19 protein-coding genes and 2 riboswitches are annotated in these 24,451 nt (G+C 48.8%); all 19 genes read left to right on the top strand.

Annotated elements, in window-relative coordinates; all coding sequences use genetic code 11:
* The first annotated feature begins 178 nt into the window (after positions 1-178).
* The 19 genes from metK to ACT6NU_RS02560 all read left to right on the top strand — a co-directional run bounded on the left by metK (position 179) and on the right by ACT6NU_RS02560 (position 24,446).
* Complete coding sequence (gene metK, locus ACT6NU_RS02650; RefSeq protein WP_445382914.1) at positions 179-1,435, top strand: methionine adenosyltransferase; 1,257 nt, start codon at positions 179-181, stop codon at positions 1,433-1,435.
* A 73-nt stretch (positions 1,436-1,508) separates the two neighbouring features.
* Positions 1,509-1,644: riboswitch (SAM riboswitch) on the top strand.
* A 99-nt stretch (positions 1,645-1,743) separates the two neighbouring features.
* The gene (thrA, locus tag ACT6NU_RS02645) at positions 1,744-5,151 is read left to right on the top strand and encodes a bifunctional aspartate kinase/homoserine dehydrogenase I (RefSeq protein WP_445382913.1); all 3,408 of its coding nucleotides are present in this window, start codon (positions 1,744-1,746) and stop codon (positions 5,149-5,151) included.
* A 17-nt stretch (positions 5,152-5,168) separates the two neighbouring features.
* Positions 5,169-6,344, top strand: coding sequence for a trans-sulfuration enzyme family protein (locus ACT6NU_RS02640; protein ID WP_445382912.1), 1,176 nt, complete (start codon positions 5,169-5,171; stop codon positions 6,342-6,344).
* A 31-nt stretch (positions 6,345-6,375) separates the two neighbouring features.
* Positions 6,376-6,783, top strand: a complete 408-nt coding sequence (locus ACT6NU_RS02635; RefSeq protein ID WP_445382911.1) for an RrF2 family transcriptional regulator — start codon at positions 6,376-6,378, stop codon at positions 6,781-6,783.
* 181 nt (positions 6,784-6,964) lie between these two features.
* Entirely contained in the window at positions 6,965-7,234 is a 270-nt protein-coding gene (locus tag ACT6NU_RS02630) for a DUF2061 domain-containing protein (protein WP_445382910.1), read from the top strand.
* A gap of 20 nt (positions 7,235-7,254) precedes the next feature.
* On the top strand, positions 7,255-7,878 hold the full coding sequence (locus tag ACT6NU_RS02625; RefSeq protein WP_445382909.1) for a phosphoadenosine phosphosulfate reductase domain-containing protein: 624 nt from the start codon (positions 7,255-7,257) through the stop codon (positions 7,876-7,878).
* Positions 7,879-7,955: 77 nt separating this feature from the next.
* Entirely contained in the window at positions 7,956-8,873 is a 918-nt protein-coding gene (gene cysD, locus ACT6NU_RS02620; protein ID WP_445383821.1) for a sulfate adenylyltransferase subunit CysD, read from the top strand.
* 9 nt (positions 8,874-8,882) lie between these two features.
* Positions 8,883-10,136, top strand: coding sequence for a sulfate adenylyltransferase subunit 1 (locus tag ACT6NU_RS02615; protein ID WP_445382908.1), 1,254 nt, complete (start codon positions 8,883-8,885; stop codon positions 10,134-10,136).
* A gap of 63 nt (positions 10,137-10,199) precedes the next feature.
* Positions 10,200-12,290: a HEPN domain-containing protein gene (locus tag ACT6NU_RS02610; protein ID WP_445382907.1), complete on the top strand. Its 2,091-nt coding sequence runs from the start codon at positions 10,200-10,202 to the stop codon at positions 12,288-12,290.
* On the top strand, positions 12,280-13,077 hold the full coding sequence (gene cobA / locus ACT6NU_RS02605; RefSeq protein ID WP_445382906.1) for a uroporphyrinogen-III C-methyltransferase: 798 nt from the start codon (positions 12,280-12,282) through the stop codon (positions 13,075-13,077). The genes ACT6NU_RS02610 and cobA overlap by 11 nt, the downstream gene beginning before the upstream one ends.
* A gap of 8 nt (positions 13,078-13,085) precedes the next feature.
* Positions 13,086-13,667 carry a precorrin-2 dehydrogenase/sirohydrochlorin ferrochelatase family protein gene (locus ACT6NU_RS02600; protein ID WP_445382905.1) on the top strand — a complete coding sequence of 194 codons (582 nt, stop codon included), beginning with the start codon at positions 13,086-13,088 and terminating at the stop codon, positions 13,665-13,667.
* 6 nt (positions 13,668-13,673) lie between these two features.
* Complete coding sequence (locus ACT6NU_RS02595; RefSeq protein WP_445382904.1) at positions 13,674-14,735, top strand: NAD(P)/FAD-dependent oxidoreductase; 1,062 nt, start codon at positions 13,674-13,676, stop codon at positions 14,733-14,735.
* 144 nt (positions 14,736-14,879) lie between these two features.
* Positions 14,880-15,016: riboswitch (SAM riboswitch) on the top strand.
* A gap of 85 nt (positions 15,017-15,101) precedes the next feature.
* Positions 15,102-16,109 (top strand): homocysteine S-methyltransferase family protein, encoded by a 1,008-nt coding sequence (locus ACT6NU_RS02590; protein ID WP_445382903.1) that lies wholly within the window; start codon positions 15,102-15,104, stop codon positions 16,107-16,109.
* Positions 16,110-16,164: 55 nt separating this feature from the next.
* Complete coding sequence (metH, locus tag ACT6NU_RS02585; protein WP_445382902.1) at positions 16,165-18,852, top strand: methionine synthase; 2,688 nt, start codon at positions 16,165-16,167, stop codon at positions 18,850-18,852.
* Between the two features lie 43 nt (positions 18,853-18,895).
* Positions 18,896-19,846 (top strand): methylenetetrahydrofolate reductase [NAD(P)H], encoded by a 951-nt coding sequence (gene metF / locus ACT6NU_RS02580; RefSeq protein ID WP_445382901.1) that lies wholly within the window; start codon positions 18,896-18,898, stop codon positions 19,844-19,846.
* A 54-nt stretch (positions 19,847-19,900) separates the two neighbouring features.
* Complete coding sequence (locus ACT6NU_RS02575; protein WP_445382900.1) at positions 19,901-20,998, top strand: acyloxyacyl hydrolase; 1,098 nt, start codon at positions 19,901-19,903, stop codon at positions 20,996-20,998.
* Positions 20,999-21,021: 23 nt separating this feature from the next.
* The gene (locus ACT6NU_RS02570) at positions 21,022-21,783 is read left to right on the top strand and encodes a head GIN domain-containing protein (protein ID WP_445382899.1); all 762 of its coding nucleotides are present in this window, start codon (positions 21,022-21,024) and stop codon (positions 21,781-21,783) included.
* Positions 21,784-21,785: 2 nt separating this feature from the next.
* Positions 21,786-22,862: a serine hydrolase domain-containing protein gene (locus ACT6NU_RS02565; RefSeq protein ID WP_445382898.1), complete on the top strand. Its 1,077-nt coding sequence runs from the start codon at positions 21,786-21,788 to the stop codon at positions 22,860-22,862.
* Positions 22,863-22,931: 69 nt separating this feature from the next.
* Entirely contained in the window at positions 22,932-24,446 is a 1,515-nt protein-coding gene (locus ACT6NU_RS02560; RefSeq protein ID WP_445382897.1) for a S10 family peptidase, read from the top strand.
* The last annotated feature ends 5 nt before the right edge of the window (positions 24,447-24,451 follow it).

The following is a 24,451-nucleotide window of genomic DNA, read 5'->3' as shown; positions in this document are numbered from 1 at the left end:
CAATAAGAATTGGGTTATTTTTGCGTTCCATTACAGAGGATAGATTTGACTGATTGCAACCTCGGGGCTTAGTTGCTCCATAAAAATGCTAAAGCAGTTTGCATCGTTTTAAAAGCGAATGCAATCTACCTTTCAGGCATTATCTCAGTTTTATCGGTCCCTTAAACACAAGATAAAAATGCCTTATTTATTTACCTCAGAATCCGTAAGCGAAGGACATCCCGATAAAATAGCCGACCAGATCAGTGATGCCCTGCTCGACAATTTCCTGGCTTTTGACCCGGAGAGCAAGGTAGCCTGTGAAACCCTGGTAACTACCGGGCAGGTTGTATTGGCCGGGGAAGTAAAAAGCCATACCTATGTGGACCTGCAGCAAATTACCCGGGAGGTGATCAACAATATTGGCTATACCAAAGGGGCCTATCAGTTTAGCGGGGATTCCTGCGGCATCATATCCCTGATACATGAGCAGTCCCAGGATATCAACCAGGGGGTAGACCGGGGTGAAAAAGAACAACAGGGGGCCGGAGACCAGGGGATGATGTTTGGCTATGCCACGCGGGAGACAGATAATTTTATGCCCCTGGCCCAGGATATTGCCCACAGGATCCTCTTTGAACTGGCCCTGCTGCGGAAAGAAGGGGAGGCTATAAAGTACCTTCGCCCGGATGCCAAGGCGCAGGTCACCATCGAATATTCAGATCAGAACGAACCCATCCGTATAGACACCGTGGTAATTTCCACCCAGCACGATCCTTTTGACAAGGATGATGCCGTAATGTTAGGGCAAATAAAAAAAGACCTGCTATCCATCCTCATACCCCGGGTCATTGCCAAATTGCCCGAACGTATTGCGGCCCTGTTCAATAAGGACATCACCTATCACATAAACCCCACGGGTAAATTTGTAATCGGGGGGCCGCATGGGGATACCGGCCTGACGGGAAGAAAAATAATCGTAGACACCTACGGGGGGAAGGGTGCCCACGGGGGCGGGGCTTTTAGTGGCAAAGACCCGAGCAAGGTAGACCGTTCGGCTGCCTATGCAGCGCGGCATGCAGCCAAGAACCTGGTGGCTGCCGGGGTGGCCGATGAAATTCTGGTACAGCTCAGTTATGCTATTGGCCTGGTAGAACCCACTTCTGTTTATGTCAATACATACGGGACTTCCAAAACCGGCCTTACTGACGGGCAGATCGCTTCCCGGGTCGCCAAGCTTTTTGACATGCGCCCATTTGCAATAGAGCAACGCCTTAAATTGCGCAACCCGATTTACCTGGAAACAGCGGCTTACGGACATATGGGAAAAGAACCACGAAAGGTTTCCAAAGTCTTTGAATCCCCTTATAATGGAAAGGTGGAACTGGAAGTGGAGTTGTTTACCTGGGAAAAACTGGATATGGTGGATGCCGTAAAAGAGGCATTCGGCATTTAAAATATTTGGCGGATATTGTGAATTTGCCCGATGGCATCCCTATATTTGCCCTAACGTTCAATAGTATTTTGACAAGTTATCAAGAAAGGCGGAGGGAATAGACCCTGTGAAGCCTTAGCAACCCTTCAGCCCGCCTGAAGAAGGTGCTACGTTCTATCCCGGAAGGAAAGACCGCAATGTGGCGGTATACTACCCGGGGGAGATAACATCAGCGTTCACTGCACTGACCTACCTTTCTTCTTAACTTTTACATCTTGCTTTTTTCGAATCTATCTTGAAGATAGACCGTGGCAATTTTATAACAAACTATGGAAGATTTACAGTTGCAAACCCTTCACCTGGACAGCTATACAACCCTTAGCGGGCATGAGCAGCCTGTTTCGCTCTCCTACCATATTTTCGGGCAGGATTTGCACACCGCTCCGGTAGTACTTGTAAACCACGCCCTTACCGGAAACTCACTGGTGGCTGGTCCGGATGGCTGGTGGGCTTCGCTTGTGGGGCCAGATAAATGCATAGATACCAACAGGTATACAGTGCTCTGCTTTAATATTCCGGGTAATGGTTACGACGGGTTTTTGATAGACCTTTATAAGGAATTTGTAGCAGCCGATATTGCACGAATCTTTTTGATGGGGCTGGAATCCCTTCAGATTCAAAAGCTATTTGCCCTGATAGGCGGTTCCCTTGGCGGTGGGATTGCCTGGGAAATGGCAGCCCTAAGGCCCGGTTTGTGTACCCATCTGATCCCGGTTGCCTCAGACTGGAAATCCACAGACTGGCTGATTGCCAATTGCCAGATACAGGAACAGTTCCTGGTCAATTCCAGACAACCGGTTCACGATGCCCGTATGCATGCCATGCTGTGCTACAGGACCCCTGAATCCTTCAAACAGCGATTTCAGCGATCTACCGACCAGCTCCTTCAGCGATTCAATGTGGAAAGCTGGCTGTTGCACCATGGAAAGAAATTACAGGAACGCTTTCAGCTGGCCGCATACAAATTAACCAACCAGCTCCTGAAGACCATTGACATAACCCGAAACGGGGATGCGGCCTTTGAGGCCTTGCAGCAAAGCGATACCATAATCCATATTATTGGGGTAGATTCGGATTTATTTTTTACAGCCACTGAAAACAAGGAAACCTATAGACAGCTTGCACAGGCAAACAACAATGTGACCTATGGCGAAATCCAGTCTGTTCATGGCCATGACGCCTTTTTGATCGAATTCGAACAAATGGAGCAGTTGCTGCGCCCCATCTTCAGGGAACCCGAAAAGGAGGGTCGTCTGAAAGTACTCAAATTCGGGGGTAAATCCCTGGCAAACGGAGAGGGTATGGAACGCGTGCTGCAGATTATCAAAAAACAGACGGCGGCCGGGGATCGCCTGGTGGTAGTGCTTTCTGCCCGACAGAAAGCCACAGACCAGTTAATTGAATTGCTCAATACAGCGGCTTCGGGAGAAGATTTCTCAGAGGGGTACCAGGCTTTTGTAAACTACCAGCAGTATACCTATTCGGAAATTGACCTGCGCGAATCCTTTGAGGCACTTTATAGTTTGCTGCAAGGTATCCGCCTGGTTGGAGATTTCAGTGCGAAAACAAAAGACCAGGTCCTGGCTTTTGGGGAGCTTATATCGGCACGCGTTTTAACGGAGCTGTTGCTTAAGGATGGCCTGCAGGCCATCCGGGTAGATGCCCGTGAGCTAATCAAGACCGATACCCGGTTTGGGGATGCCCAGGTGGATTATCCGCTATCCGAAGAAAATGTGATCCGCTTTTACCATGCCCTGAAACCTGGAGACATCCCGGTGATTACCGGTTTTATCGCCTCCAACCAAAAAAACGAAACTACTACCCTGGGCAGGAATGGAAGCAATTACACCGCTTCCCTGCTGGCCAATTTTCTCAATGCAGATGAATTGCAAAACTATACCCATGTAGATGGGATATTCACTGCAGACCCGGGCCTTGTCCCCGAGGCGCAGAAAATCAGCCGGCTATCGTATAGCGAGGCCAATGAACTGGCAAATTTCGGGGCAAATATTTTACATGCAAAAACCATTATCCCCCTTTTGGAAAAGAATATCCCCCTTCGTATCCTCAATACTTTTAAGGAAGATAGCGAGGGCACACTTATCAGTGCAGAGCCCAGTAAGGAAGGTATAAGGTCTCTCTCCGTAATCGAAAATGAAGCCCTTATAAACCTGGAAGGCCGCGGTCTCTTGGGCAGGGTAGGGATAGATGCGCGGATCTTCAGGTCATTGGGGCAAAGCGATATCAGCGTAGGGATTATTTCCCAGGGCTCCTCCGAAAGAGGGATAGGCCTGGTGGTGAAGGCAGAGCAGGCCGGACAGGCCAAAGCCGCGCTCGAAAGGGAGTTTGAAGATGACCTGAAGCGACAGGATATAAACAGAATACAGATTGTTTCAGATGTCTCCGTTATTTCCATTGTGGGACAGGATCTCAGTAGTTTTCACAAACCCTATACGGCCCTGATCCGCAATCAGATTGTACCGCTGCTTTTCAACAATACGGTTACCGGAAAAAATGTAAGCCTTGTGGTCAAAAAAGCGGATATGCTCAAGGCTGTCAATGTTATTCACGGTCAGATATTTGGTATTAGCCAGAAAATAAACCTGGCACTTTTTGGTGTCGGAAATGTGGGGGCAACCCTGATTGAACAACTTCTGGATTCGGCAGAGAATATTGAATCCCGCAAAAGCATCCGCTTTAATATTTTTGCCATTGCCAATTCCAGCAGGTTGTTACTGGATCACAAGGGAGTCGGGAAGGACTGGCAAAAGCGGCTCCAGGCTCTGGAACCGGGATATTCCCTCCAACAGTTATTCGACTTTGCCCGGAAACACCATCTGGAAAACCTGATAGCTGTGGATAATACGGCCAGTTCGGCATTTGTGGGGCATTATCCGGAATTGATCCGGAACAGCTTTGATCTGGTCTCCTCAAACAAGATTGCCAATACCCTCGAATTTGAAGCATATCATGAATTGCGCGAAGTACTCAAACGCAATCAGAAAAATTATTTGTACGAAACCAATGTAGGTGCCGGGCTGCCGCTGATAGACACAATCAAATTGCTGCATTTGTCCGGGGAAAATATAACCGGTATAAGGGGTGTGTTTTCAGGTTCCCTCAGCTATATTTTTAATACCTTCTCTGCAGAAAACCTGTCTTTTTCCGAGGTCTTGCAGCAAGCGAGGGAAAAGGGGTATACCGAACCGGACCCGCGTGAAGACCTGTCGGGTAATGATGTGGGCCGGAAATTGCTCATCCTGGCCCGGGAGCTGGACCTTAAAAATGAGTTTGAAGATATTCAGATTGAAAACCTGATCCCGGAGGTCCTTCTTACTGAATCTGAGAAAGATCTGGCAGAATTCTCGGCAATACTGGACGAACACTACAGTTCAAAAAAGGCAGAATTGCCCCGGGGATTTGTGTTGCGCTATGTGGGGGAACTCTCCGGTGATTTACAGCAGGAAAAAGGCGTACTGCAGGTTAAGCTGGTTGCGGTTCCTAAAGAAAGTACACTGGGGCAGGTTGAGGGGGCAGACTCCCTTATAGAAATTTTCACTGAATCATATGGGGATAAACCCCTGGTTATTCAGGGTGCAGGAGCCGGGGCAGCCGTCACTGCTCGCGGGGTATTAGGGGATATCCTCAGGATAGCGGAAAAGGGCTATGCGGATTAATTATTAAATATCAGGAAATGGAAAAGAACCAATTCGAAACAGATGCCATCAGGATACAGGCAAAACGCAGTGATTTTCAGGAGCACTCAGCCCCTGTGTATCTGACTTCCAGTTTTGTTTTTGATGATGCGGAAGACATGCGGGCATCCTTTGCGGAAGAGAAGGACCGCATCATTTACTCCCGTTACTCAAACCCCAACACTTCTGAGTTGATCGAAAAAGTTTGCCGGATGGAAGGGGCGGAAGCTGGTTTTGCTTTTGCCTCGGGGATGTCAGCGGTATTCTCGACTTTTGCAGCCTTATTGCAGAGCGGGGACCATATAATAGCCTCCCGTTCCGTTTTCGGTTCTACCCATACCCTTTTCAATCAGTTTTTCCCTCGCTGGAACATTGAGCATTCCTATTTTCCGTTTGATAAACCCGAGGAAATAGCAGCATTAATACGGCCAGAAACCCGCATTTTGTACGCAGAATCCCCCACTAATCCCGGGGTGGACATCCTGGACTTGGAACAGCTTTCTCAAATTGCCCGGCAACATGGCATCTTACTGATTATAGACAATTGTTTTGCCACGCCTTACCTGCAGCAGCCCATCCGTTTTGGGGCCGACCTGGTCATCCATTCCGGAACCAAACTCATGGACGGGCAGGGCAGGGTACTGGGGGGCATTACCGTCGGAAGCCGGGAATTAATAGATAAGGTATACCGATTTTCACGCATTACGGGCCCGGCCCTTTCTCCCTTTAATGCCTGGTTGCTATCCAAAAGCCTGGAAACCCTGGCTGTCCGGGTAGACCGCCACTGCGAAAATGCCCTGGCCGTTGCGAGGTTTCTGGAGCAACACCCCAGGGTGAATTGGGTGAAGTACCCCTTCCTGCCTTCACACCCACAATATGCACTGGCCAAAAAGCAAATGAAGGCAGGCGGTTGTGTTGTGGCTTTTGAAGTGCAGGGAGGGGTAGCGGCAGGACGGAAATTTTTTGACCAGATCCAATTGTTGTCACTGTCTGCCAACCTCGGGGATACCAGGAGTATCGTAACCCACCCGGCCTCAACCACCCACAGTAAACTCAGCCCGGAGGAGCGTGCCAAATCCGGGATTACTGATGGGATGGTACGCATTTCTGTTGGGTTGGAGCATCCGGAAGATATCATAAAGGATCTGGGGCAGGCCCTTGGAAAACTGGGCTAGGGCATCTGCCTATTTTTCCTATCTTAGTACTATGCTTTCCAAGAAAACCAAGTATGGGCTCAAGGCCCTGACTTATCTGGCCGCACGGGAGGACCGCAAACCGGTTCAGATAGCCGAGATTGCCCGTCATGAGAATATCTCACAGAAATTTCTGGAAAGTATTCTGCTTACCCTGAGGAAAAACGGATTCCTGGGCTCCAAAAAAGGAAAGGGGGGAGGTTACTACCTGATCAAGGATCCCGCTGCTATTCCTTTAACAACTGTTATGCGTGTACTGGAAGGACCGATCGCCATGGTTCCCTGCGTAAGCCTCAATTTTTATGAGGCCTGTGAGGATTGCCCGGATGAACAAAAGTGCTCCGTACATAAATTAATGTTATGGGTACGCGACAGTGCCCTGGAGGTGTACCGGAATAATTCCCTTGCCGATATCCTGTAAAATTTCCTGATTGTAATTTGCCTCATCCGGGGTCCGGTATGTGAAATCCTTAAAAATGAGGACTTATTTTTATTAATCTATTAAAACTATAGGGTAATAGGATAAATTTTCCTTTTAGTTTAGGCTCACTTGCCAAAAGAGTGCTATGTTTGCTTACTCTACTAAAACTATAGGATAATAAATGATAGCTGACCAGTTACTCTTTAATAAATCAAACAAGAGCCATAATCAGTACGAGGCTGACCGAAAATCAGATCACCCCAAGCGTAGTATTGCCAAGACGTTGAGCTGGCGGGTAGTGGGTACCCTGGATACCATTCTGATTTCCTGGATCATTACGGGGACCCTTTCTGTTGCTTTTTCTATAGGCCTGGTAGAATTGATCACAAAAATGTTGCTTTATTTTTTCCACGAACGGATTTGGAACGCCATCTCCTGGGGGAAACAATGATAAATCCCATTATCAGATTTATGAAATATTCGGCAAAACAAATAGAACATCTGAATCAGCAGTTCAAGGGGATCCCACCTTCCGAAATCATCGGCTGGGCACTGGATCTTAGACAAAAGGCGGTGGTAACGACCAATTTCAGGCCCTATGAGGCTGCCATCCTGCATGCCGTAACCGAGGTTGACCCTGGCATTGAGATAATCTGGTGCGACACGGGATACAATACTCCACAAACCTACAGACATGCTGAGGAGCTTATTAAGAGCCTTGATCTGAACCTTCGTTTATACGTGCCCTTAAAAACCAGGGCGCACCGGGATGTGATTATGGGCATTCCGGAAATTAACGATTCCCGGCATGCAGCTTTTACCGAGGAAGTAAAATTAGAGCCCTTCCGTAGGGCCATGCGGACACACCAGCCCAAAATTTGGTTTACGAACCTCCGCAAAGGGCAGACGGCCCATCGCGATTCGTTGGATATCCTCAGTTATTCATCCGAGGGGATACTCAAAGTGAGTCCTTTTTACCATTATTCCGATGCAGAACTGGATGCCTATCTCAAAATGCACGGATTACCAAATGAGCAGAAGTACTTTGACCCAACCAAGGTACTGGCCAACAGGGAGTGTGGCCTGCATCAGTAAAATGCCCTCATAAAATATTTATCAATTAAATCCTATTCATTTTGAATACACTAACAGAAACCTTAAGCCGGCAAGCCCTGGATTCATTCCAATTTTCCGGGAAGTACCCTGCAAATGCACTGGAACACGAGGCAATCTTTATCATTCGCGAAGTGGTTGCACAGTTTGAACGACCAGTGTTGCTGTTTTCGGGGGGCAAGGATTCAATTACCCTTGTAAGGCTGGCACAGAAGGCATTTTACCCGGCGCGCATCCCGTTTCCGCTCTTGCACATTGATACGGGTCACAACTTTCCGGAAACGATTGCATTTCGCGATTCACTGGTTGAAGAACTGGGGCTGGAACTTATTGTGAGGCACGTACAGGATTCTATAGACCAGGGCAAGGTAGTAGAGGAAACCGGAAAATACGCCAGCCGAAACCAACTGCAGACCACCACTCTGCTGGATGCCATTGAAGAGTTCAAATTTGATGCCTGTATTGGCGGGGCCCGCAGGGATGAAGAAAAGGCCAGGGCCAAGGAGCGGATTTTTTCGGTTCGGGATGATTTCGGTCAATGGGATGAGAAAAACCAGCGCCCGGAATTATTTGATTATCTGAATGGGGAGATTGACCATGGCCAGAATGTCCGGGTTTTTCCGATCAGTAACTGGACGGAACTGGATGTTTGGTCTTATATCCGGGAAGAGCAGATAGACCTGCCCAGTATCTATTTTGCACACGAACGCGAGACCTTTATTCGGGACGGGCTAATCTGGTCTGCCGAGGATGAGGTAGTATTCCGGGCGCCTGAGGAAGAGGTGGAAAAGCGTAAAGTCCGCTTCCGAACGGTTGGCGATATGTCCTGTACGGCGGCAGTATTGTCCGAGGCAGACACACTGGATAAAGTGGTATCGGAGATCAGGGACTCAAAGATTTCAGAACGCGGGGCACGTATAGATGACAAGCGGTCCGAAGCGGCCATGGAAAAAAGAAAACAACAGGGATATTTTTAAGAGGCAGATATGAACGTATTAAAAATTGCAACGGCAGGCAGCGTAGACGACGGAAAAAGTACACTTATCGGGAGGCTGTTATACGACACCAACTCTCTTACGGAGGATAAATTGCAGGCCATAGCCGAAAGCAGCAGGAAAAAGGGGTTTGATTACCTGGATTTTTCACTGGCCACCGATGGATTGGTAGCCGAGCGGGAGCAGGGTATTACCATTGACGTGGCCCATATTTATTTTTCCACTCCAGCCAGGAGTTATATTGTGGCGGATACTCCGGGGCACGTGGAATATACCCGAAACATGGTAACGGGCGCCTCCACTTCTCAGGCTGCAATTATCCTGATAGACGCCCGTAAGGGCGTGGTGGAGCAAACCTACCGGCACTTCTTTATAAACAACCTGCTACGGGTAAAGGAAGTGATCGTTGCCGTGAATAAAATGGACCTGGTTGATTATAAGCAGGGAGTCTTTGATGGCATACGGGAAGCTTTTGAAGCTCTTAATGAAAACAGTACCTACGATCAGCAGCGGATTACCTATATCCCGGTAAGCGCTCTGCAGGGGGATAATGTGGTGCGTAAATCAGGGAAAATGTCCTGGTATACCGGCCCGAGCCTGTTGCAGTATCTGGAAGGTCTGGATTTGGCTCAGTTGCGTGAAGATTCCGGTACCGCTCGCTTTCCGGTACAACTGGTCATTCGCCCGAAAACTAATGATTTCCATGACTTTCGCGCCTATGCTGGGAAATTGTACGGGGGAACCCTGAAGCCTGATGATGAAGTCACCATCCTGCCTTCCGGTACCCGCAGCAGGATAAAGGAGGTGTTTTTCTTTGACCGACCCCTGTCTGAAGCTGCACCCGGGAGTAGCATTACCATCACTCTGGAAGACGATGTAAACGTGGTACGAGGGGATATGATCGTGAAAAGTGGTGAAAAGCCGGTAGTCGAAAAGGATCTGCGGGCAACCATCTGCTGGATGGACCAGAAACCACTCAGGGCAGGAGCCCGGTACACCCTGCAGCATCACTCTAACAAGGTTGCCTCTAAAATTATCAGCCTGGACAATACCGTGGCTACGGATTATTCCGGTCATGTGGATTCGCCTGAGGCATTAGGATTAAATGAAATAGGGGAGGTGCAAATCAAGCTGGCAAAACCGATCTATTTTGACGATTATACACAGAATAAAGAAAACGGGACCTTTATCCTTATCGATCCGCAAACCCATCATACGGCAGCTGTGGGCTTTCTGAACATTTAAATAATTGAATAAACAAACAGGTTTTTTTAATTTTTAAAAACCTACTAAAACCATAGGAATAATATGGAAAGTTTTAGGAGCGAAATTGAGAATCCGGTCGTAGCTCAGGATATTATTGATTTGGAGCGCAAAATTCGCGCGTTCAAAGCAGGTGAGTTAGATGCCGAGAAATTCCGCAGCCTGCGCCTGGCACGCGGCGTATACGGACAGCGACAGCAGGGGGTGCAAATGATCCGCATTAAGCTGCCTTATGGAAAAGTAAGTGCAGCCCAATTGCGGAGGATAGCTGAGGTATCCGATACCTATTCTACCGGGAAGCTTCATATCACCACCAGGCAGGATATACAAATCCACTATGTGGATTTAAACGATACCCCACAATTGTGGGCAGAACTGGAAAAGGATGCCGTAACACTGCGGGAAGCCTGCGGCAATACGGTTCGCAACGTGACTGCCAGTGAAACTACCGGGATTGACCCTGAAGAAGCTTTCGATGTCTCCCCTTACGCACAGGCCGTTTTCGAATATTTCCTTAGAAACCCCGTGGGGCAGGAAATGGGACGAAAATTCAAGGTATCCTTCTCCTCCAGCGACAGGGATACAGGGCTATCCTATATGCATGATCTCGGTTTTATCGCGAAAGTTTCGCAAGGTGATAAGGGATTTAAGGTAATGCTGGGAGGGGGCCTGGGATCCCAGCCACGGCATGCCGACTGCCTTTATGAATTCCTGCCACAGGAAATGATAATTCCCCTGATGGAATCTGTGTTAAGGGTCTTTGACCGTTACGGAGAACGCAAAAGCCGGTCAAAGGCTCGCTTGAAGTTTCTGATAAAGGATCTGGGCCTTGAGGTTTTCAGGCAGTTGGTTAGCGAAGAAAAAAAGGCGCTCCCCCGGCAGCAATATCCAATTAAGGCAGAAACCTATCCCTCCCCGGAGATATCGGACAGAATAGTCCCAAAAGTTCAGGTATACGGAAAAGACTATGAGCTCTGGAAGGCCAGCAATCTGATCCCCCAGAAACAAAAAGGCTATGTCGCCATTGGCTTAAAGGTCTTTTTGGGGAATTTCAGTACCGATCAGGCCCGGCAACTGGCAGAGCTCACAGAAAACTATGCGGCATCGGAAATTCGCCTGAGCCTGCGCCAGAATATCCTGATCCCTTTTGTGAAAACGGAAAACGTCCCTTATTTCTTCAAGCGGCTTAAAGAGATCGGGCTTGCAGAGCCCGGCTACAACAGTGCCCTGGATATTACGGCCTGCCCGGGTACCGATACGTGCAACCTGGGGATTGCCAGCAGCACCGGGATTGCCACTGAACTGGAACGGCTAATCCGCTCGGAATACCCTCAATTTATAGGAAATAAGGATGTGGTGATCAAGATCAGCGGGTGTATGAATGCCTGCGGGCAGCACACCATGGCCCATATCGGCTTTCAGGGGATGTCTGTCCGAACGGCAGACAAGCGGGTAGCTCCTGCCTTACAGGTACTCCTGGGAGGGAGTAACCTCGGGAATGGGCAGGGGGTTTTTGCAGACAAGGTGATTAAAATTCCTTCCAAAAAAGGCCCGGATGCACTGCGGTTGATCCTGGACGATTACCTTGAGTTTGCCAGCGGGGCCCAATATCAGGAATACTATGCCAAAAGAGGGCAAATGTATTTTTATAATCTACTAAAACCCCTGGCGGATATCTCATCCCTTACTCCGGAAGATTTTATTGACTGGGGCTCGCGGGAACGATATAAAAAAGCCATTGGAGTAGGAGAGTGTGCCGGGGTAGTTATCGATTTGGTGGTCACACTCTTTTATGAAGCCGATGAAAAACTGGCAGAGGCTGAGGTTTCCTTTGAAAAGGAAAAATGGGCAGCAGCCGTTTATTACGCCTATTCGGCCTTTATCCATGCGGCAAAAGCGCTATTGACAGCAGAGGATCACAAAACCAACACCCATGCGGGAATCCTGAGGGATTTCCAGGCGCTGGCGGGCAGGCAGGAAGGGTGGGCACAATACGCAGAATTTGAAAGCCTGGTATTGGAGCTCAACAAACAGGCCCCTGATAAGGACTTTGCCTTCTATTATCTTAATCAGGCCAAAGAATTTCTTCAGTGGGCCCGGGAGACACGTAAAAAAGAACTGAATTATGTACACTAAGGGAAAATTAAGTCTTATCGGTGCGGGGCCCGGGGATGTTGAACTGATCAGCCTTAAGGCCGTCAGGATCCTCAAGACCGCAGATGTAGTCCTTTACGACGCTTTGATCTCGGAGGAACTGCTGGGTTTTGCGACAAAAGCAGAGCATATTTTCGTTGGCAAGCGAAAGGGTTGTGCGGCCTACATACAGCAACAGATCAATGAATTGATTGTTGCGCTGGCGGCCGGAGGAAAACACGTGGTTCGTTTAAAAGGGGGGGATCCCTTTGTGTTTGGCCGCGGGGGAGAAGAAATGCAATATGCAGCCAGTCATGGCCTCGAAGTTCAGATGGTCCCGGGAATATCCTCCGCACTGGCGGTCCCGGCAACCCAGTTTATTCCGCTTACCCACAGGGGGAGTTCAGAAAGTTTCTGGGTCATAACAGGTACTACAAAGAACCACCAACTGAGTGAAGATATCCGGCTCGCATCCAGATCTTCGGCCACGGTTGTCATTCTGATGGGAATGTCCAAATTAGCTGAAATAATGGCTGTATTCCAGGCCTCCGGAAAAGGACGGACGCCTGTGGCTGTCATACAGGAGGGCACAACCCCCAATGAAAAGGTTGCGATAGCTACTGTTGATTCCATCGAAAGGGCGGTCAATGATAAGGGGCTTTCCAACCCAGCTATTATTCTGATTGGAGAAGTAGTTCGCCTGAGGGAGAAGGTGATTTCAGTTTTGTCTTCTGAACATTTGCTTTCAGGTCATAATCAAAAGAGTGCTTCAGTATTTAATAATCACTAGTAAAGACTATGGAAAAAAATAATCTGTATCCGGTTTTCTTAAAAACCGCACAACTGGAAATCCTGATTGTTGGAGGGGGCTTTGTAGCCGAGGAAAAATTACATTTCCTTACAAAATCCAGTCCGGACGCCCAGATAACCCTGGTAGCACCCCTAATACGGGAGGGTACGGCAGAGAAGGCGAAGGCATTTCAGGTACATTTAGTACGGGCTTCATATCATGCAGGGTATCTGCAGGGCAAGCACCTGGTTATCGCCTGTACGGACAAACCCCAGGTCAATGAAAAGATATACCAGGACTGCCGCCTGCGGAATATTCTGGTAAATGTGGCCGATAATCCGCCCCTCTGCGATTTTTACATGGGAGGAATTGTTACCAAAGGCCATGTTAAGATAGCCATCAGTACCAATGGCAAGTCACCCACTACGGCCAAAAGGCTGCGGCAGTTTTTTGAAGAGATACTTCCTGAGGATATAAGCTGGATGGTCGAAAACCTGAACCGTTTTCGAAAAACCCTGAAAGGGGATTTTGAGTCCAAGGTTCACAAAATGAACGAAGTTACCCAGCATTTAATTACCAATAAAAATTAGATACTAATGATATATTCTGATATACTCATCATCGGAGCGGGGCCCACGGGCTTGTTTACTGTCTTTGAGGCAGGACTGCTTAAGATGAAATGCCACCTGATAGATGCGCTCCCGCAACCAGGCGGGCAGTGCGCCGAGATCTATCCCAAAAAGCCCATCTTTGACATTCCCGCATATCCTGAAATACTGGCAGGCGATCTGGTAGACCGGCTTATGGAACAGATTGCTCCTTTCGAGCCTGGGTTTACACTTGGCGAAAGAGCGGAGCATCTGGAAAAACAGGATGACGGGCGCTTTCTGGTGACAACCAATATGGGCACACGCCATTGTGCTCCGGTTGTTGTTATCGCCGGCGGTCTGGGATCCTTCGAGCCCAGAAAACCTCCTTTAGAGAATATCGCGAATTTTGAAAACAAGGGAGTACAGTATATGATTCGCGATCCTGAACGGTTTAGAAATAAAAATGTAGTGCTGGCAGGAGGTGGCGATTCTGCATTGGACTGGTCCATATTCCTGGCGGAAATTGCATCGGAAGTGAGCCTGGTGCATCGGCGGAATGAATTCCGTGGAGCGCTGGATTCGGTAGAAAAGGCCACTGCCCTTTCAAAGGCAGGCAAAATAAAACTCTACACGGAAGCTGAGGTCAGTCGTTTATATGGGGATGATCATCTTGAAGCCGTAGCCGTTCGCTTTAACCATCCGGAAAAAGGAGAATCTTATGTGGAAACGGATTTCTTTATTCCCTTGTTCGGGCTCTCCCCTAAGCTGGGTCCAATCGGAAATTGGGGCCTTGACATTGAAAAGAATGCCATCAAGGTTAACAACGCCTACGATTATCAGACAAATATCCCCGGGGTTTATGCCATAGGGGATGTCAATACCTATCCGGGAAAATTAAAATTGATCCTCTCAGGATTCCATGAAGCAGCAGTTATGTGTCAAAGTGCCTATCAGCGGGTTAATCCCGGGAAACGGTACCTACTGAAATATACAACCGTAGGGGGTGTTACCGGATTTGACGGAAGTAAGAAAGAGGCAAAAAAAGAGGTGATTCAGGCTATTGGCTGAGCCTTGAGAAAGTTGGTTGGTAAGGCCGGGTCAATAACCCTTAAGGGTTTCCCGGCTTTATTTTTTAATAGTAAAAAGCAGTTATATTGTTTGCTTTTGACATTGTACTGCCGTTACTTTGTTACAGTTCATTGCCACTTTGCGAAGTTATCAAGAAAGGTGGAGGGAATAGACCCTTTGATACCTTAGCAACCCTTTGCCGCTCCTTGCCGGCAAAGAAGGTGCTACATTCTATCCCGAGGGGAACACTGAAGCGGTTCACTACCCGGGGCAGATAACAAATTTCTATCCGGGCCTCTAATAACCTTTTCTTTTCTTGATTTCATTTCCCTAAGGGAATTGCGCAACAGGCCTGATACATTACACATGTCAGAAATAGAATCAATATTAGAGAAAAGGATCCTGGTACTCGATGGTGCCATGGGGACCATGCTGCAGCAGTATTCTTTTAAGGAAGCAGATTTCCGGGGAAAGCGATTTGCGGATTGGGGGCAGCCCTTGCAAGGCAATAACGACCTCCTTTCCCTTACCCAACCAGAGGCTATCCTTGAAATTCACTCCAAGTACCTGGAGGCGGGAGCAGATATAATTGAAACCAATACGTTCTCGTCTACCTCAATTGCTATGGCGGATTACGGAATGCAGGAGCAGGTTTATGAAATCAATAAGGCGGCTGCCGGGATTGCCCGGGATGCTGCTGATCGATTTAGCCGCATGCAGCCCGAGAAACCCCGTTTTGTTGCCGGAAGTATAGGACCTACCAACAAAACGGCGAGTATGTCTCCGGATGTAAACGACCCCGGGTATCGCGCCATCAGCTTTGACCAGCTGAGGGAATCTTATAAAGAACAGGTGATCGGTCTTCTGGATGGAGGTGTTGATATACTGCTGGTGGAAACCGTATTTGACACCCTCAATGCGAAGGCAGCCCTTTTTGCAATTGAAGAGGTTCGGGAAGAACGTGCCATCGATATTCCGGTTATGATAAGCGGAACCATAACGGATGCCTCCGGCAGGACCTTATCCGGGCAGACGGCTGAAGCTTTCCTAATTTCCATATCACATATTCCCCTGTTATCCGTTGGGTTCAACTGTGCCCTTGGAGCCAGCCAGTTGGTACCGCACCTGGAAGTCCTTGCTGCCAAATGGGAGGGCGGGGTATCGGCCCACCCCAACGCCGGCCTGCCGAATGCTTTCGGGGAATACGACCAAAGCCCGCAGCAGATGGCACGGCAGATCAGGGAATATCTTGACAAGGGCCTGGTGAACATAGTAGGGGGTTGCTGCGGCACCAATCCGGAACATATCGCTGCTATTGCCAGGCTGTGCGCAGATTACAATCCGCGGCCTGTTCATGTAAAGCAGCCTTTTTAAAACAATCGCCTGAAGTACTTCCCACCCTAAATGATAGAATGAAAATTGATTTGTGTTGAATAACGGACAAAAGAAATATTTAAAATTAGCGGGACTGGAACCCCTTGTGATTACTCCGGAGAGTAATTTTATCAATGTAGGGGAGCGTACCAATGTTGCCGGTTCCCGTAAATTTCTCAGGTTGATCAAGGAAGATCGCTTCGAGGAAGCCGTCGAAATAGCCCGCGATCAGGTTGAGGGCGGGGCACAGATCATCGATGTGAATATGGATGATGGCCTGATAGATGGTAAAAGGGCCATGGTAACTTTCCTGAACCTGCTGATGGCGGAACCAGACATTGCGCGCCTTCCCATCATGATCGACAGCTCCAAATGGGAAATAATTGAAGCCGGGCTGCAGGTGGTACAGGGGAAGTGTGTGGTCAATTCCATAAGCCTGAAGGAAGGGGAGGAAACCTTCCTCAGGCAGGCGAGGCTGATACGCAGATACGGGGCAGCCGTAATTGTGATGGCCTTTGACGAAAAGGGGCAGGCAGATACACTGCAGCGGCGGATAGAAATTGCGAGCCGTTCTTATGACTTACTGATAAACCAGGCCCGTTTTCCGGCTGAAGACATCATCTTTGACCTGAATATCTTTCCGGTGGCAACCGGGATGGAAGAGCACAGGCGCAATGCCCTGGATTTTATAGAGGCTACCCGCTGGGTTCGGGAAAACCTTCCGCATTGTAGCGTAAGTGGTGGGGTGAGCAATGTTTCCTTTAGTTTCAGGGGGAATAATCCGGTACGGGAGGCTATGCATTCTGCCTTTCTGTACCACGCCATAAAGGCCGGCATGAATATGGGTATTGTGAATCCATCTCTTTTGGAGGTATACGACGATATTCCCGGGGAGTTGCTGGAACATGTTGAGGACGTGCTGCTCAACAGGAGGGAAGATGCAACCGAGCGCCTGCTGGAATATGCCGAAGGGGTTTCAGGCAGCCAGAAAACCCGTAAAGTAGATCTCAGCTGGCGGGAAGATTCCCTGCAGGAACGGATAACCCGTGCCCTGGTCAAAGGCATAGACGAATACATAGAGCGGGATGTTGAGGAGGCCCGGCAGACCTATAAGCAGCCCATCGAGGTTATTGAGGGCCCGCTGATGCACGGGATGAACGTGGTAGGAGATCTTTTTGGCAGCGGGAAGATGTTCCTGCCTCAGGTAGTGAAGTCGGCAAGGGTCATGAAAAAGGCTGTTGCCTACCTTACGCCCTTTATAGAAGAGGCCAATGCCAAAGGCGGGGAATCCCCCAAAGCAGCTGGTAAGATCCTCATGGCTACCGTAAAGGGAGACGTTCACGATATAGGGAAAAATATAGTCAGTGTTGTATTGGCCTGCAATAATTACGAGATCATTGACCTGGGGGTTATGGTTCCTCCCGAGAAAATAATACAGGCCGCAAGGGAGCATCAGGTAGATATCATAGGCTTGAGCGGGCTTATTACCCCCTCCCTGGACGAGATGGTTTTCCTGGCAAAGGAAATGCAGCGGCAGGGTCTGGAACTCCCCTTGCTGATTGGGGGTGCCACTACCAGCAAGGCCCATACAGCTGTAAAAATTGACCCGGAATACCAGGCTGCGGTGGTACATGTAAATGATGCCAGCCGTGCGGTTACGGTGGTTGGTGATCTACTGCAAAAAGATCAGGGAACCGGCTATAAAAAAGCGGTAAAGCTGGATTATGAGTCCTTCCGTGAAAAGTTCCTGCAGCGAAAAAAACAGAAAACCTACCTCTCTTTGGAGGAAGCCCGCCAAAATGCGGCCGACATTAGCTGGCGTAAGGAAGATATTACGGTTCCCAGACAATTGGGGATTCAACAGATCGATCAGTTTGAACTCCATAAACTTGTGCCGTTTATAGACTGGTCACCTTTTTTCAGGGCCTGGGACTTGCATGGAAAGTTCCCGGAAATCCTGGAAGATGAACTGGTTGGGAAACAGGCCAGTGCCCTTTACAACGATGCCGGAAAAATGCTTCGGGAACTGATTAGTAAAAAAAAGCTGGTAGCCAAAGCGGTGTTCGGGCTGTTTCCAGCCAGGCGACAGGGGGCTGATGATATTGAAATCAAAGCCGGGGAAAAGGAAACTTTCGTCTTTCGGACCCTTCGGCAACAGGGAAAGAAGCGGCAAGGTGTTCCCAATCTGGCCCTTGCTGATTATATAGCCCCTGCTTCCAGCGGGTTGCAGGATTACATGGGCTGTTTTTGTGTTACAGCGGGTTGGGGAGCCGAGGAGCTGGCTACAGACTATCAGGCGAAGCTGGATGATTATAACAGCATTATGGTGAAAGCCCTGGCAGACCGGCTGGCAGAGGCCTTTGCGGAATACCTCCACCGGGAAGTACGGATCCGGCACTGGGGCTATGCCCTGGGTGAACAGCTGGACAATGATGCCCTCATCCGTGAATCCTATACGGGAATCAGGCCTGCACCCGGGTACCCGGCCTGTCCGGACCACCTTGAAAAGCTTACTATTTGGGAGCTACTGGAAGTGGAAGAGCGCATAGGGGTGAAACTAACGGAAAGCCTGGCCATGTGGCCGGCAGCCAGTGTTAGTGGCTATTATTTTGCACATCCGGAGGCCCGTTATTTCGGCCTGGGAAAAATAGGGCAAGACCAATTAGAAGATTATGCAGTACGTAAGGGAATTTCCATGGAGGAGGCTACACGATGGCTGAATCCGAATCTGGCAGAAGACTGAAAGAAGTGATGAAGGGCGCAGCAATTTTATTTATACCGATAAAATGAAAGTAACAGAACATATTAAAAAGGCAGAAGAAACCCTGTTCTCTTTTGAAATTATCCCTCCGGTAAAGGGGAAGAATATAGAGGAGCTCTACAGGAATATAGATCCTCTGATGGAATTCAAACCTCCGTTTATAGATGTTACCACTTCCCGTGAGGAATATGTGTATATAGACCGCGATGGCCTTTATGACAAACGGGTTACCCGTATGCGGCCGGGAACCCTCGGTATTTGTGCGGCAATCAAACACAAATACAATGTAGATGCTATCCCGCACGTACTTTGTGGCGGTTTTACCAAAGAGGAAACCGAATACCTGCTTGTAGATTGTCACTACCTGGGCCTGGACAACGTCATGGCCTTAAGGGGGGATGCCATGAAGGAGGAGAAATATTTTGAGCCCACAACAGGTGGTCATAATTATGCCTCGGATTTGGTGGCGCAGATTGTCAAACTCAACAAAGGCAGGTATCTGCACGAAGTAATCGAAACCGACAATTGCCCGGATTTTTGTATTGGGGTGGCAGGCTATCCGGAAAAGCACCTGGAATCCCCTTCACTTAAAACCGATTTAAAATGGCTGAAACACAAGGTGGATCTGGGTGCAGACTATGTGGTAACCCAGATGTTTTTTGACAACCGCAGGTATTTTGAGTTTGTGGAACTGGCCAGGGAAATGGGGATAAAAGTTCCGATTATTCCGGGGATCAAGCCCATTGCAATAAAGCGCCACCTGCAGCTCTTACCCCAGGTTTTTCGAACGGAGCTCCCGGACCTGCTTATAGAGGCTGTGGAGGGTTGCAGAGATAACAAGGCAGTAAGGCAGGTGGGGATTGAATGGGCTATCGAACAGTCCCGGGAATTGAAAGATGCAGGGGTGCCCGTCCTCCATTATTATTCTATGGGTAAGTCCGATAATATCAAAGCAATTGCAGAAGCAGTCTTTTAATCTCAACCCCTCCTTGCCCTGAGACTTGATGCAAAAATACTACCTTTGGCCCCCATGAGGGTATGGATTTGGTTCTTAGTCGGAAGCCTGTTATGTATAAGTGAAGCGTCTGCTCAGGCCCGGGAGACCTCCAGATACCTTGATTTTAGTCCTTTCTATGGTTCGGTGCTCCTGCATAATACCGATATTTCTCACCTGATTGCTTCACATCCTTCCGGATTTATCTTCGGCCTGAACAAAAAGACTTTTGGGGAGGAAAGCTGGGAGTCCCTCTTTAATTATCCCGATACGGGTATTTCCTTCGTTTACCAGGACATGCGCAATGCATCCCTGGGGGTCAACTTAGGGATTTACGTCCATTACAACTTTTATTTTCTAAGTCGAAAGCTTCAATTCAGGATTGGTCAGGGAATTGCCTATAACACCAATCCGTACGATGCCCGTGAGAATTTCCGCAATAATGCCTATGGCAGTCATTTGCTGAGTTCTACCTATTTGATGTTACAGTATCAGCGCGAGCGACTGTTCGGACGCCTTGGTATTCAGGCCGGAATCAGCCTGATTCACTATTCAAATGCCAATTTCCGGGCCCCGAATACCTCAACCAATACCATCGGAATTGGAGCAGGATTGCTTTACGATCTCGATCCGGAAATTTCCCCGGACTATATAGAATACGAAGCCAAAAAAGTGACGGAACCCATACGGTTTAACGGGGTTTTTCGCTCGGGTATCAATGAAAGTGACGTGGTGGGATCCGGACAGTTTCCTTTCTATATATTTTCTGCATATGCAGATAAGCGCCTGGGCAGGGTCAGTGCCATTCAACTGGGGAGCGATGTATTTTTCTCCAACTTTCTCAAAGAACTCATCCGTTTCCAGAGCAATTCTTTTCCGGAGTTAGGTGTGGATCCCGGAGCAGATTTTAAGAGGGTGGGCCTGTTTTTGGGCCATGAATTGTTTATAAATTCCCTGAGCGTTGTGACGCAATTGGGATACTATGTTTACTATCCCTTCGATTTTGAAGGAAGGGTGTATAATCGTATTGGGCTGAAGCGTTATTTTGGGTCGCGGTGGTTTGCCGCAGTAAGCCTGAAGTCGCACGCAGCCAAGGCTGAGGCCCTTGAATTTGGAATAGGGGTTCGATTGTAATGCAGACAATGATAACAAATACAATGCAGAGAAAGATCACCTGGCTTATTCCGGCTTTTATATCCCTCTTCTTTCTGAGTTGCGGTGAAAACGGCCCGGACTGTTTCCAAACGACCGGTGACCGTATTAGTGAAGAACTGGTATTGCCTGCATTCAGGCGCATCATCGTTTTTGAGAATGTGAGGCTTGTAATACGTCAGGGCCCGGAACAGCTTGTGCGTCTGGAAACTGGCAGCAACCTTAGGGCAGATGTTAGCGCAGCTGTTAATTCGGGAGTCCTTGAACTCCGAAACACCAATAGTTGTAACCTGTTCAGGGAATACGGACAGACAACTTTTTATGTTACCAGCCCAGATTTGACTGAGATCCGCAGTAGCTCGGGCTTGCCGATACGCTCAGATGGAACACTCGGGTTTACCGACCTCAGGCTGATTTCGGAAAGTTTTAATTTACCAGAGGCTGAGACCACTGACGGCTCCTTTGAGCTAAGCCTGGATACCCAGGCCGTAAGCATAGTGGCCAATGGCATTTCCTATTACAACTTATCGGGCCAAACCGCCTCTCTGGACGTAACCATCGCAGCCGGAGACTCCAGGGTGGAGGCTGAAAACCTTGAGGCGGGCAGTGTAAGTATAAACCATCGGGGCAGCAATGAGATACTGGTAAATCCGCAAAACCAGATTTCCGGGATTATAAGGGGGTACGGGGACGTCCTTAGTTATTCCCGCCCTCCAGAAATCTCAGTTGAAGAAACCTTCAGGGGAAGGCTCATTTTTGTCGATTAAACATGAACTTCATTCAGAAACTGCTTAAACGACTTTTTAAACATGGAAAGGCCACAACTAGCAGCCCCAATACCTTTGGGCCGGAAGAGGCCAGGGAAATTTTAGAACAATTATATCTGCAGCAGAAAATACCCGGCCTGGCCATACAGGTAAACCGGGAGGGATCCCCTGTTCTGAATTTTGGGATCGGGATGGCCAACCTGGAAGAAACAATCCCTGTTGAGGCAGAAAAGACTGTTTTCCGGATTGCGAGTGTATCCAAGCCCGTTACGGCTACTGCCCTGGCCCGACTGGTGGCCAGTGGTTTGATCGATCTGGAAGACCCTTTGCAAAAATATGTACCCGAATATCCCCAGAATGACATCAGGATCCGCCACCTTGCGGCACATACGGCCGGCATACGGGGGTATAAAGGAAAGGAATACGCACTGAATAACCCCCTGGATATAGAAGGAGGCATGAAATTGTTCCTGAATGATCCGCTGGTATTCAAGCCGGGAAAAGGGTATCTCTATAACAGTTTTGACTCGGTACTTCTCTCCCTGGCTATGCAACGGGCAGCCCGTATACCCTTTGCCGATATAGTTGAAACGGAAGTTTTAAAGCCCCTCGGAATGGATAATACTTTTGTTGAGGTCCCCGGGCAGCCCGTTCCCGGGCAGGCCATTAGCTACACTCGTTTTGCCGGGGGGTTTCGACAGGCTATTTCTGTGGACAATCGGTATAAACTGGCAGGAGGCGGATACCTCTCCACCGTTGGAGATTTGTGTCTTTTTGGCGAGGCATGTCTGAATGGGCAGATTGTACCGCAGGCGCTGCAAAGCCAGTTTACTTCAGCCCAAATGATAAAAGGAAAATCTACCTGGTACGGCCTGGGTTGGCAATTGGGAGAAGATATCCCTGGGGCTCCCTATTATGGTCATATTGGCAATGGGGTAGGGGGCTACAGCAATTTTTTTGTTTATCCGGAACAAAAAATGGTGGTGAGTATTCTGATCAATTGTACGGATCCCAAAGTGCAACCGGAGCTCAATGAAGCAATCGGGGCCTTACACGATTTTTATTCTTTTCAGCCTTAATTGATTACGGTTTAAGGGCATTGTACTAAATTAAGGCTTTGAATCTTTTTCTCTATAAACCAGCCCATGATGAAAGCCAGCAGATCAAGCAATTTTTTAGTAGTCTTTCTTTTTATGTCTTTCCTGCTACAAGCCCAGGAATCCGAAAAGGAAATTGCACCGGTCCCGGACCCCAGTTCCTTTATTACGGAACACCAGATTGTAAATGGCGGAAAAACCATCCGATACAAGGCAACGGCTGCAGAGACCTACCTGAAGGATGACAAGGGGGAGGCGGTTGCCTCCATATGGTCTGTGGCCTATACCAAAACAGGTGTGACCGATCCTTCCACCCGCCCGGTAACCTTTGTTTTTAACGGAGGGCCGGGCTCTGCCTCGGTCTGGTTGCATATGGGCCTATTCGGGCCAAAACTTGTTAAGGTAGCTTCAGACGCTTCCGAAGATGACGGGGCTGCACCCTATCCGGTAGTTGAGAATACCATGGGGATCCTGGACGTGACAGACCTGGTCTTTGTAGATCCCGTGGGTACCGGATACAGCCGGGTAATCGGAAAAGGAAAGGTTGAGGATTACTGGGGCCTGATGGAAGATGCGCGTTCCATTGCCTCTTTTATGCGGCAGTGGATCACCACCCATAAAAGGTGGTTCTCCCGCAAGTATATTGCAGGTGAAAGTTTTGGTACTACCCGGGCGGCGGCAGTTGCCAATGTCCTGGAAGGCGGTGGCCAGAATATGGCACTAAACGGACTTGTTTTGATTTCCCAGGCCCTGGACTACGGTGGCTCTACCTCCATCCATTATAATATTACATCCTATATCACCTACCTGCCCAGTATGGCCGCTACGGCCTGGTATCACAAAAAGGCAGGTTCGGGCAAAAGCCTTGAGGAATTTATTTCAGAATGCCGGGACTTTACCTATAACGCTTATATCCCGGCACTGTACAAAGGAGCCCTGCTCTCCCGGACAGAGTCCAGGGCTATTTCGGAAAAACTGGCTTATTTCACCGGTCTGGACGCCGGCTATATCGAAAAAGGAAACCTCCGTATCCTGATGCCGCGTTTCCAGAAAGCCCTGCTGGCCGAACAGAACCTGGCAGTTGGCCGGCTGGATGGTCGCTTTATGGGCCCGGAAATAGACCCCTATTCAGACGGTCCGCATCTGGGAGACCCGGCGAGTTACCAGATTGGAGCCGCCTATACGGCTTCCCTGAACCATTACCTGGCAAAAGAGTTGGGAGTGGAAATGGACCGGCCCTATCTTACCTCCAATGGGGCTATCGGGCAGAAGTGGAAATGGCGGCCGGTACCGGAAGGGCGCTACTGGGAACCTTCTATGGTTAATGTGGCCCCGCAATTGGGGGAGACCATGCGTCGCAATCCTGAAATGAAGATTATGGTAGCCAATGGGTATTATGATCTGATCTGTCCCTTTTTCGACGCGGAGTATACCTTTTCGCGTAATGGGATTGAGCCGGAAAAAGTAGAGATGCGGTATTATGAAGCCGGGCATATGATGTACACCCACCAGCCCGATTTCGAAAAACTCATAAAGGATATCCGGGACTTCCTGACGGCAGAATAAGCTCA

The sequence above is a fragment of the Robiginitalea rubriflava genome, assembly GCF_052540725.1.
Note: the sequence above shows the minus strand (reverse complement) of the source record. Positions and strands in the feature narration are given on the sequence as shown.